Below are 12,961 nucleotides of genomic sequence, written 5' to 3'. Positions count from 1 at the left end.
AAAGTAATGGACGGACCTTTCAACGGTTTCTCAGGTATTATCGAAGAGGTAAACGAAGAGAAGAAAAAACTGAAAGTGATGGTTAAAATCTTCGGTCGTAAAACGCCGTTGGAGCTTAACTACATGCAAGTAGAAAAAGAGTAAGAATTTATTTTCGAAATATAAAAAAGACCGCAGAATTTATTTCTTGCGGTTTTTTCTTTTTAGATTGGTTTTTTAACCGCCCGATAAATAATTTAAGTTTTACGATTTAATTTCTTCATTGAGAACAAGGAAGTGGCCTTGTAGTGCAGTGCAGCTATACATTAGTGATTTATTATTGCAGGAATTGGTTTTCTTAATGGCTTATCTATTAAGCATATTTTTTATACCTGATATATTATAAAATATATTTCTCGCCATCTATTGTGCATTTACAAGATTATCCATATCTTTGCAGTCCTTTAAGCTTTATAGGAGCTATAAGGAATTAAATGTTACATGCTTCCAATATTTAACATTGAGTTTTAAATAAACAAAAAACACAAAATGGCAAAAGAAGTCAGTGCAATGATCAAATTACAGATCAAAGGCGGAGCGGCAAATCCATCGCCACCAGTAGGACCTGCATTAGGTGCTAAAGGGGTGAACATTATGGAGTTTTGCAAACAGTACAACGCTCGTACCCAAGATAAAGCAGGTAAAGTATTGCCAGTTGTAATTACTGTTTATGCTGATAAGTCATTCGATTTCATCATCAAAACCCCTCCTGTAGCTATCCAGTTAAAAGATGCTACTAAATTACAGAGTGGTTCTGCTGAGCCTAACCGTAAAAAAGTTGGATCGGTGACCTGGGACCAGATTAAAGTTATTGCTGAAGATAAAATGCCTGATTTAAATGCATTTACAATCGAATCTGCAATGAGTATGGTTGCCGGTACAGCACGCAGTATGGGAATCACCGTTTCTGGTGACGCACCCTGGAACAATTAATTAAAAAACAGTTTACAACAGTGGCGAAATTAACTAAAAATCAAAAAAAGGCACATGCTAAAATAGAAGCTGGTAAGGCTTATACTTTGAAGGATGCTGCTGCTTTGGTAAAAGAAATCACTACTACTAAATTCGATGCTTCAGTTGATATTGATGTATCTTTAGGAGTAGATCCGCGTAAAGCCAATCAAATGGTACGTGGTATTGCTACTTTACCACACGGAACAGGTAAAACTGTACGTGTTTTAGCTTTAGTAACTCCTGATAAGGAAGAAGAAGCAAAAGCAGCTGGCGCAGACTTCGTAGGTTTAGACGAGTATGTAGCTAAAATTGAAGGTGGTTGGACCGATGTAGACATTATTATCACTACACCAGCTTGTATGGCTAAGGTAGGTAAATTGGGCCGTGTTTTAGGTCCAAGGAACTTAATGCCTAACCCAAAATCTGGTACAGTAACTAACGAAGTTGGTAAAGCTGTAACAGAGGTTAAAGCAGGTAAAATTGATTTTAAAGTAGACAAAACGGGTATCATACACGCCTCGATAGGAAAAGTATCATTCCCAGCAGATAAAATTTATGAGAATGCACTTGAAATCATTCAGGTAATTTCTAAATTAAAACCATCTGCTGCAAAAGGAACTTATTTTAAGAGCATTCACGTGTCTTCTACAATGAGTCCTGGGATTGCAATTGAAACAAAATCAGTAGCGGGGATCTAATCATGAACAGAGAAGAAAAAAACGAAGTAGTTTTAGAACTACAAGGACAAATGCAAGAGTTTGGCAATTTTTATATTGCTGATACTTCTAGCCTTTCTGTAGAGCAGATCAATAACATCCGCCGCAAATGTTTCGAAGGTGATATCGTAATGAAGGTTGCTAAAAACTCTTTAATCCGCAAAGCGATTGAAGGTTTAGATGGCGATGCTTCTGAGATATACGAAGCCCTTAAAGGTTCATCATCATTATTATTCTCAAAAACAGCAAACGCTCCGGCTAAGTTGATTAAAACTTTGAGAAAAACATCTGATAAACCAGTGCTTAAAGCAGCATATATAGATTCATCAGTATACGTTGGCGACGACCAATTGAATAACTTAGTAAGCTTAAAATCAAGAGAAGAGCTTATTGGCGATATCATTGGATTATTACAGTCACCAGCTAAAAATGTTCTATCTGCGCTTCAATCAGGCGGTAACAAAATTGCAGGAATTGTTAAAACTCTTCAAGAAAGAGAAGGTTAACGAACACCTTAAGTTCGCAAATTAAACAAAATTATTACACACGTAAATTTTTAAAATCTTAATAAAATGGCAGATTTAAAAGCGTTTGCTGAGCAATTAGTAAACTTAACAGTAAAAGAAGTTAATGAATTAGCTCAAATCTTAAAAGATGAGTATGGTATTGAGCCTGCAGCTGCTGCTGTAGTTGCTGGTCCTGCTGCTGGTGGTGATGCACCTGCTGCTGCTGCAGAAAAAACATCTTTTGATGTAATCTTAAAAGAAGCTGGTGGTCAGAAATTAGCAGTTGTAAAACTTGTTAAAGACTTAACTGGTTTAGGTTTGAAAGAAGCTAAAGACTTAGTAGACGGAGCACCAAAAGAATTAAAAGCTGGTGTTGCTAAAGACGAAGCAGAAGCTCTTAAAAAACAATTAGAAGAAGCTGGAGCAGTAGTTGAGATTAAGTAATCACTTAACTTAGCTAAGCTAAAAATGTATTAGACACCGACTGAAAATGTCGGTGTCTTTACCTGTTTATAAACATCTCATTTTGTTTGGTTAATGAGCCTGTTTGAAATTCGAACCAAACAAATAGTTTATTCTTAAACTAAAATCTTTTAGTCCATTGGCAAAGACAGTCGAACAAAGAGTAAATTTTGCAACTAGTAAGCACATTATAGACTATCCGGATTTTCTGGATGTGCAATTGCAATCATTCAGAGAATTTTTCCAGATAGATACCACATCAGACGATCGCTCTAGCGAAGGTTTGTTTAAAGTGTTTGCTGAAAACTTTCCAATAACAGATTCAAGAAATATCTTCGTATTGGAGTTTCTTGATTATTTTGTTGATCCGCCACGTTACGATATACACGAGTGTATTGAGCGTGGATTAACCTACAATGTTCCATTAAAAGCAAAGCTGAAGCTTTCTTGTAATGATGTAGAACATGAAGATTTTGAAACCATTATCCAGGATGTGTACTTAGGTACAATCCCGTATATGACACCAAAAGGTACGTTTGTTATCAACGGTGCAGAACGTGTTATCGTTTCGCAATTACACCGTTCGCCAGGAGTGTTCTTCGGCCAAAGCCGTCACACTAACGGAACCAAGCTGTATTCTGCACGTGTTATTCCTTTCAAAGGCTCATGGATCGAGTTCGCTACAGACGTTAATAACGTGATGTATGCTTATATCGATCGTAAGAAAAAATTCCCGGTTACCACTTTATTACGTGCTATCGGTTACGATTCTGATAAAGATATCTTAGAACTTTTTGATCTTGCTGACGAAGTAAAAGTTAGTAAATCAGGTTTAAAGAAATACATCGGTCGTAAACTGGCTGCAAGGGTATTAAAAAAATGGGTTGAAGATTTTGTTGATGAAGATACTGGTGAGGTAGTTTCTATCGACCGTAATGAAGTGATTCTTGAAAGAGAAACCGTTTTAGAAGACGAACACATTGATATGGTTATCGAGGCTGGCGTAAAAAGCATCATCTTATCTAAAGAAGATGGCGCAAGTCAGGCAGATTATACCATTATATATAATACATTACAGAAAGATACATCAAACTCAGAAAAAGAAGCTGTAGAAAACATCTATCGTGCTTTGCGTAATGCAGAACCACCTGATGAGGAAACAGCCCGTGGTATCATTGATCGTTTATTCTTTTCAGATAAACGTTACGATTTAGGAGATGTTGGTCGTTACCGCATCAACCGTAAATTAAAAATGAATACCCCTGATGAGGTTAAAGTATTAACAAAAGCAGATATTATTGCAATTGTGAAATACCTGATCAAATTGATCAATTCAAAAGAAGAGGTAGATGATATCGATCACTTGTCTAACCGTCGTGTACGTACGGTAGGTGAGCAATTGTACGCACAATTTGGTGTTGGTTTAGCCCGTATGGCCAGAACAATCCGTGAGCGTATGAATATTCGCGATAATGAGGTGTTTACACCAACTGATTTGATCAACGCCCGTACGTTATCATCAGTGATCAACTCTTTCTTTGGTACTAACCAGTTATCTCAGTTCATGGATCAAACAAATCCATTGGCAGAGATCACGCACAAACGCCGTTTATCGGCTTTAGGTCCAGGTGGTTTATCACGTGAGCGTGCCGGTTTCGAGGTACGTGACGTTCACTATACTCACTATGGTCGTTTATGTACGATTGAAACGCCAGAGGGACCAAACATTGGTTTGATTTCATCACTTTGTGTGCATGCGAAAATCAATAATTTAGGTTTCATTGAAACACCATACAAACGTGTTGAAGATGGTAAAGTAGTTGTAGATTCAGACGTTATTTATTTATCTGCTGAGGATGAAGATGGTAAAACCATCGCTCAGGCCAATGCAGAGTATGATGATAAAGGTAATTTTACCACACCACGTGTTAAAGCGCGTTATGAGGGTGACTTCCCGATTATTGAGCCTGAGAAATTAGACTTAATGGACGTTGCGCCTAACCAGATTACTTCAATCGCTGCTTCGTTAATTCCGTTCTTAGAACATGATGATGCGAACAGGGCTTTGATGGGATCGAACATGCAACGCCAGGCCGTACCATTGTTACGTCCTGAAGCACCAATTGTAGGTACAGGTTTGGAAGGTCGCGTTGCACGTGACTCAAGAACTTTGATCAACGCAGAAGGTGACGGTGTTGTAGAGTATGTTGATGCTAACGAAATCACCATTAAATATGAGCGTAACGAAGATGATCGTTTAGTTTCATTTGAGGGTGATAGCAAAACTTACCGTTTAATTAAATTCAAAAAAACCAACCAGAATACTTGTATCAACTTAAAACCAATCGTTAAGAAAGGTCAGAAGGTTACTAAAGGACAAGTACTTTGCGAAGGTTATGCAACTGAAAATGGTGAATTGGCATTAGGTAGAAACTTGAAAGTGGCATTTATGCCTTGGCAAGGTTTCAACTTTGAGGATGCGATTGTAATTAACGAACGTATTGTTCGTGATGACGTTTTCACTTCATTGCATATTGAAGAGTTTGAATTAGAAGTACGTGATACTAAACGTGGAGAAGAGGAATTAACACCAGATATCCCGAACGTTTCTGAAGAGGCTACTAAAGACCTTGATGAAAACGGTATTATCCGTATTGGTGCTGATGTAAAAGAAGGTGATATTTTAATTGGTAAGATTACGCCAAAAGGAGAATCTGATCCTTCACCGGAAGAGAAATTACTACGTGCAATTTTTGGTGATAAAGCAGGTGATGTTAAAGATGCGTCTTTAAAAACTCCTCCTTCAATCCAGGGTGTGGTAATTGATACCAAATTATTCAGCCGTGCTAAGAAAACGACAAAAGCTGAGGAAAAATCGGCAATTGAGAAATTAGACAAAGGATATAACAATATCACTGAGAAATTAAAAGCAGAATTAGTTGACAAATTATTCACCATCGTAAACGGAAAAACATCTCAGGGTGTATTTAACATTTACAAAGAATTATTGGTTGCTAAAGGCGCTAAATTTACTCAGAAAATTTTAGCTGAGCTTGATTATAATCACATTAGCCCTAACAAATGGACTACTGATGATGATAAAAACGAGATGATTAAAATGTTGCTTCACAACTACGGTATCCGTGTTAACGAAGAACTTGGTGCTTACAAACGCGATAAATTCGCAATCAGTGTAGGTGATGAGCTTCCTTCAGGAATCGTACAGATGGCAAAAGTTTATGTAGCTAAAAAACGTAAATTAAAAGTAGGTGATAAAATGGCGGGTCGCCACGGTAACAAAGGTATTGTTGCACGTATTGTACGTGATGAAGATATGCCTTTCTTAGCTGATGGTAGCCCAGTTGATATCGTGTTGAACCCACTGGGTGTACCTTCACGTATGAACCTTGGTCAGATCTACGAAACCGTATTGGCATGGGCCGGTAAAGAATTGGGTGTTAAATTTGCAACGCCGATTTTTGATGGTGCTACGCACGATGAGGTGGAAGAATGGATCGCTAAAGCGGGAGTTCCTGCTTCAGGAAAAACCTACTTATACAATGGTTTAACAGGTGAGCGTTTCGATCAGACTACAACTGTAGGTATTATCTACATGTTGAAATTAGGTCACATGGTTGATGATAAGATGCACGCCCGTTCAATCGGACCATACTCATTAATTACACAACAACCATTGGGTGGTAAAGCCCAGTTCGGTGGTCAGCGTTTTGGTGAGATGGAGGTTTGGGCATTAGAGGCATTCGGTGCAGCTAATATTCTTCAGGAGATCTTAACCGTTAAATCGGATGATGTAATCGGAAGAGCCAAAACTTACGAAGCCATTGTTAAAGGTGAGAACCTACCAACACCAGGTGTACCAGAATCGTTCAACGTATTGGTACATGAGTTACGTGGATTAGGTTTAGATATTACGTTAGACTAAGTATTGAGTATTAATGTATCGAGTATCAAGATTGGATTATCCGTCTTGATACTCGGTACCAAGTACTTGCTACTAAAAACAAAAAGATATGTCTTACAAAAAGGATAATAAATTAAAAAGCAATTTCACATCAATCACGATTAGCTTATCGTCTCCAGAAATTATTTTGGAACGTTCAAGCGGTGAGGTGTTGAAACCAGAAACCATTAACTACCGTACTTACAAACCTGAGCGTGATGGTTTGTTCTGTGAGCGTATTTTTGGTCCGGTAAAAGATTACGAATGTCACTGCGGTAAATACAAACGTATCCGTTATAAAGGTATAGTTTGCGATCGTTGTGGTGTTGAAGTAACGGAGAAAAAGGTACGTCGTGAGCGTATGGGACACATTGCTTTAGTGGTTCCTGTTGCACACATCTGGTACTTCCGCTCTTTACCAAACAAAATCGGTTATTTATTAGGTTTACCTACTAAAAAATTAGATTTAATTATCTATTACGAGCGTTACGTAGTTATTCAATCAGGCTTAATGGCTGAAGAGGGTATCAACTATATGGACTTCTTAACGGAAGAAGAATATTTAGATATCTTAGATAAATTACCTAAAGAAAACCAATATCTGGATGATAAAGATCCTAATAAATTCATCGCCAAAATGGGTGCTGAAGCATTAGAAGATTTATTAAAACGTATTGATTTAGATACTTTATCTTATGATTTACGTCACCAGGCTGCTAACGAAACTTCTCAACAACGTAAAAATGAGGCTTTAAAACGTCTTCAGGTTGTTGAAGCTTTCCGTGGTGCTAATACACGTATTGAGAATCGCCCTGAGTGGATGATTGTTAAAATCGTTCCGGTTATTCCACCAGAATTACGTCCGTTAGTACCACTAGAAGGTGGCCGTTTCGCTACTTCCGATTTAAATGATTTATACCGTCGTGTAATTATCCGTAACAACCGTTTAAAACGTTTGATCGAGATTAAAGCACCAGAGGTAATTTTACGTAACGAGAAACGTATGTTGCAGGAAGCTGTAGATTCGTTGTTCGATAACTCACGTAAAGTTAACGCGGTAAAAACTGAAGGTAACCGTGCCTTGAAATCACTTTCAGACATCCTGAAAGGTAAACAAGGTCGTTTCCGTCAGAATTTATTAGGTAAACGTGTGGATTATTCAGCGCGTTCGGTAATTGTTGTAGGGCCTAGCCTTAAATTACACGAGTGCGGTATTCCTAAAGATATGGCTGCTGAGCTTTACAAACCGTTCATTATCCGTAAGATGATTGAGCGTGGTGTAGTAAAAACAGTTAAATCTGCCAAGAAAATTGTTGATAGAAAAGATCCATTAGTTTGGGATATCTTAGAAAATGTATTAAAAGGTCACCCGGTATTATTAAACCGTGCACCTACGCTACACAGACTAGGTATCCAGGCTTTCCAGCCAAAATTAATTGAAGGAAAAGCAATCCAGTTACACCCATTAGTTTGTACTGCATTCAACGCCGATTTTGATGGTGACCAGATGGCTGTCCACTTACCTTTAGGTAACGCAGCAATTTTGGAAGCCCAGGTATTAATGTTGGCTGCACACAACATCTTAAACCCTGCAAACGGTACACCAATTACAGTACCTTCTCAGGATATGGTTTTGGGTCTTTATTATATTACTAAAGGCCGTAGAACAGATGAAACCAGAGTTGTAAAAGGACAGGATTCGAATTTCTATTCTCCGGAAGAAGTGATTATTGCTTACAACGAGAAAGAATTAGACTTGCACGCATTTATCAAAGTAAGGGTAAATGTTAAACAAGCCGATGGTTCTATTGTTAATAAATTAACTGAAACTACTGTAGGAAGAGTATTGTTCAACCAAATGGTTCCTGAAGAAGTTGGTTATATCAATGAATTATTAACCAAAAAATCTTTAAGAGATATTATTGGTGAAGTAGTAAAAATGACTGGTATGGCCCGTGCTTCTCAGTTCTTAGATGATATCAAAGAATTAGGTTTCAAAATGGCATTCCAGGGAGGTTTATCATTCAACTTACAAGACGTAAACATTCCGGTAGAAAAACATACTTTATTAGAACAGGCAGCAGCTGAAGTTGAAGAGGTAAGAAACAACTATAACATGGGTTTCATTACCAACAACGAACGTTACAACCAGATTATCGATATCTGGACCCGTATCAACAACAGGTTAACTACTTTCGTTATGACTCAGTTATCTTCAGATAACCAAGGTTTTAACTCGGTTTACATGATGCTTGATTCAGGTGCACGTGGATCTAAAGAGCAGATTCGTCAGCTTTGCGGAATGCGTGGTTTGATGGCGAAACCTCAAAAATCAGGTTCAGGTGGCGATATCATCGAAAACCCGATCTTATCAAACTTTAAAGAAGGTTTATCGGTATTAGAGTACTTTATCTCTACTCACGGTGCGCGTAAAGGTTTGGCAGATACGGCGTTAAAAACGGCGGATGCGGGTTACTTAACCCGTCGTTTACATGATGTAGCGCAGGATATGATTGTTAACGACAACGATTGTGGTACTTTAAGAGGTATGTATACAACCGCTTTAAAAGATCAGGAAGATATCGTTGAGCCATTATACGACAGGATTTTAGGCCGTACTTCACTACATGATGTGTACAATCCATTGGATAACACTTTATTGGTAGGTGCCGGCGAAGATATTAACGAAGATGTTGCTAAATTGATCGAAGAATCTCCACTAGAAGGTATCGAGATCCGTTCAGTACTAACTTGTGAATCAAAACGTGGTGTTTGTGCATTATGTTATGGCCGTAACTTAGCATCTGGTAAACGCGTTCAAAGAGGTGAGGCAGTTGGTGTAATTGCAGCACAGTCAATCGGTGAGCCGGGTACACAGTTAACACTTCGTACTTTCCACGTGGGTGGTACTGCATCAAACATTGCTGCAGAATCTAACATTGTAGCTAAGTTTGATGGTGTGATCGAATTCGAAAATATCCGTACTGTTGATACACAAACAGAAGAAGGAACCGTTCAGGTGGTATTGGGTCGTTCAGGTGAGTTCAAAATTGTTGAGCCAGGAACCGGACGTATCATTGTTACCAACAACATTCCTTATGGTGCATTCTTGTTCGTAAAAGAAGGTGATAAACTTTCTAAAGGTGATAAAATCTGTTCGTGGGATCCGTACAACGCGGTTATTCTATCAGAATTTGCCGGTAAAGCACAATTTGATGCCATTATTGAAGGTGTAACCTTCCGTGAAGAATCAGATGAGCAAACTGGTCACCGTGAAAAAGTAATTATCGATACACGTGATAAAACTAAAAACCCTTCAGTTCAGATCGTTGATAAGAAAGGTGAATTCATCAAAGGTTATAACATTCCGGTAGGTGCCCACGTTTCAGTTGATGAAGGTGAAACCATCCAAACTGGTCAGATTATCGCTAAGATTCCTCGTGCAACTGGTAAAACCCGAGATATTACAGGTGGTTTACCTCGTGTAACGGAATTATTTGAAGCACGTAACCCATCTAACCCAGCTGTAGTAACTGAGATTGATGGTGTGGTAACTTTAGGTGGCGTTAAACGTGGTAACCGTGAAATCACTATCGAATCGAAAGATGGTGAAGTTAAAAAATACCTGGTTCCATTGTCGAAACACATCCTTGTTCAGGATAACGACTTTGTAAAAGCAGGTATGCCTTTATCAGATGGTTCAATTTCTCCTGCCGATATCTTATCAATTAAAGGCCCTGCAGCGGTTCAAGAATACCTGGTAAATGGTATTCAAGAGGTTTACCGTTTACAAGGTGTGAAAATTAACGATAAGCACTTCGAGGTAATTGTTCACCAGATGATGCAGAAAGTTCACATTGAAGATCCAGGAGATACTATTTTCTTAGAAAACAATGCTGTTGACCGTTGGGATTTTGCTGACGAGAATGATGCGATGTACGACAAGAAAGTGGTTGAAGATGCAGGTGATTCTACAGATTTCAAACCAGGTCAGATTGTTTCATTACGTAGATTAAGAGACGAAAATTCTCAATTGAAACGTAAAGATTTAAAACAGATCACGGTTAGAGATGCAAGACCAGCAACTGCAAGTTCTATCTTACAAGGTATTACACGTGCATCATTAGGTACTAAATCGTTCATTTCTGCGGCTTCGTTCCAGGAAACGACGAAAGTATTAAATGAGGCAGCTATTGCAGGTAAACGCGATAATATGTTAGGCTTGAAAGAAAACGTGATCGTTGGTCACTTAATCCCTTCAGGTACTGGTGTACGTGGTTACGAAAGAATCATCGTTGGTTCGCAAGAAGAATACGATAAATTATTAGCTTCGAAACAAGAAGAAGTAGAAGCTTAGGTTTTAATCTAACAATAATTTTAAGCCCCCGATGTAAAATCGGGGGCTTTTTTGTTAATGAAATAATCTATCTATTTTGTTACAGTCTCTCAAACGTTTGCGTAGAGGCACCTTCTTAATCACTTAATCTTATTCTGATAGGTTTGATTAACTTAGGTTTATGAAGTTTTTATCAATGATATTAATCATGGGCTTGGGTTTAACAAGCGCAGCGCAGGATGTTAGTTTGGCCTTACAAAAAGCAAAATTGTCAGATAGCGAAATTCTAAATAAGGAGTGGAATAATGCCGCTGAAGGATTAAATATTAGTTTTGCTAATAGTAACCTCAGGTTTGCAAAAGAGGTACCTCCAGCCGTTTCAATTCAAAATACATGGAATACTGCTGCCTGGAAAGGAGAAAAAGTACATACCCAGCTGTTACTTTGGACAAAAGCTAAGCATACCAACATCAGTATACAGGTTTCTGATCTGAAAGATCAACAAGGCAATAGCATAAAAAAAGAAAACATTACTTCAGGCATAATTAAATATGTAATTACCGACGAGTTTAGAGATGGCTGTGGCTACCGTAAAGCTGCAGATTTTGATTCATCGTATGTAGCAGACCTGATCGATACCAAACTTAATACAATCGGCATTAATGCTAAAAATACACAACCAGTTTGGTTAAGTATAAAAGTTCCTGTTAATGTAAAAGCCGGAAATTACTCAGGAACGGTCAAAATAAAAGGCAAAAAAGAATACGATTTACGCATTAAAATCCAGGTACTCGATAAAACTTTACCACCTCCAAATGAGTGGAAATACGATTTAGATTTATGGCAGCATCCTGCTGCTATTGCCCGGGCGCATAACGTAAAATTATGGAGCGACGAACATTTTGTATTAATGAAACCATATTACACCATGTTGGCCAATGCCGGGCAGAAAACAATTACAGCAAGTATTGTAAACGAACCCTGGGGGCATCAAACCTATGATGATTATCCAAGTTTAATCAAATGGATAAAGAAAAAAGATGGCAGTTGGCTTTACGATTATAGCCTATTTGACAAATACATTGCTTTTGTGATGACCATCGGCATAAATCAACGCATTAACTGCTACAGTATGGTGCCATGGAAAATTGCTTTTACCTATTGGGATGAAAGTACAGAGCAAGAAGCTGTTTTTACCGAGGCCATTGGTACTCCTGGTTACAATGCCTTTTGGAAGAACATGCTTACTGATTTTACCAAACATTTAAAAGTTAAGAACTGGTTCGAGAAGACATATATCGCTATGGATGAACGCCCAATGAAAGCTATGCAGGCTGTAATCAAACTATTAAAAAGTGTTGATCCGAAATGGAAACTCGCTTTAGCTGGCGAATACCATCAGGAAATCGAAAAAGATATCGATAATTATTGCATTGCTTCAAAATGGGAATTTCCTGCTGATGTGTTGCAAAAACGTAATGCGCAAGGTAAAACCAGCACCTGGTATACTTGCTGTACCGAACCTTACCCAAATGCATTCAGTTTCTCTTCGCCCGCAGAACAGGTATGGATGGGTTGGTACACTGCCAATAAAAATATGGACGGTTATTTGCGTTGGGCCTATAACAGCTGGACCAAAAATCCTTTAACCGATACGCGTTTTACAGCTTGGCCTGCTGGCGATACCTACCAGGTTTATCCTGGCCCGTTAACATCGGTGAGGTTTGAGAAATTGATTGAAGGCGGACAGGATTTCGAGAAAATTAAACAGCTACAGGCACTTTATACCAAAAATAAAAATACAGCAGCACTTGAGGAATTGAATAAAGCATTAGAAAATTTCAACTTAAAATCTTTATCAACTGTTACTGCAGATGAAACTTTGAAACGCGTAAAACCGCTACTAAACAAATAATAGATGAAACCATTTTTTAGGGTTGATGATCTGCCCGGTGTATTGGAATTGACTTATGGCTGAGGAGCTTTC

At 38.3% G+C, this 12,961-nt stretch carries 8 protein-coding genes; all 8 read left to right on the top strand.

The window, feature by feature from the left end; translation table 11 throughout:
- Positions 1-144: transcription termination/antitermination protein NusG (nusG, locus tag AC07VK_RS19685; protein WP_492962675.1), on the top strand; the 144-nt coding region annotated here is incomplete at its 5' end.
- A gap of 384 nt (positions 145-528) precedes the next feature.
- Positions 529-972, top strand: coding sequence for a 50S ribosomal protein L11 (rplK, locus tag AC07VK_RS19680; protein WP_010601094.1), 444 nt, complete (start codon positions 529-531; stop codon positions 970-972).
- Between the two features lie 20 nt (positions 973-992).
- Entirely contained in the window at positions 993-1,691 is a 699-nt protein-coding gene (gene rplA, locus AC07VK_RS19675) for a 50S ribosomal protein L1 (protein ID WP_025143259.1), read from the top strand.
- Positions 1,692-1,693: 2 nt separating this feature from the next.
- Positions 1,694-2,215 (top strand): 50S ribosomal protein L10, encoded by a 522-nt coding sequence (rplJ, locus tag AC07VK_RS19670; protein ID WP_086545152.1) that lies wholly within the window; start codon positions 1,694-1,696, stop codon positions 2,213-2,215.
- Between the two features lie 66 nt (positions 2,216-2,281).
- On the top strand, positions 2,282-2,659 hold the full coding sequence (gene rplL / locus AC07VK_RS19665) for a 50S ribosomal protein L7/L12 (RefSeq protein WP_010601097.1): 378 nt from the start codon (positions 2,282-2,284) through the stop codon (positions 2,657-2,659).
- Positions 2,660-2,816: 157 nt separating this feature from the next.
- Positions 2,817-6,620, top strand: coding sequence for a DNA-directed RNA polymerase subunit beta (rpoB, locus tag AC07VK_RS19660; protein WP_057932471.1), 3,804 nt, complete (start codon positions 2,817-2,819; stop codon positions 6,618-6,620).
- A gap of 88 nt (positions 6,621-6,708) precedes the next feature.
- Positions 6,709-10,995, top strand: coding sequence for a DNA-directed RNA polymerase subunit beta' (gene rpoC, locus AC07VK_RS19655; protein ID WP_131030857.1), 4,287 nt, complete (start codon positions 6,709-6,711; stop codon positions 10,993-10,995).
- A gap of 160 nt (positions 10,996-11,155) precedes the next feature.
- Positions 11,156-12,889 carry a DUF4091 domain-containing protein gene (locus tag AC07VK_RS19650; protein ID WP_492962664.1) on the top strand — a complete coding sequence of 578 codons (1,734 nt, stop codon included), beginning with the start codon at positions 11,156-11,158 and terminating at the stop codon, positions 12,887-12,889.
- Positions 12,890-12,961 lie beyond the last annotated feature (72 nt).

The organism is Pedobacter sp. GW821-FHT01D05, assembly GCF_059422505.1.
This window is presented reverse-complemented; position numbering and strand designations above follow the sequence as displayed.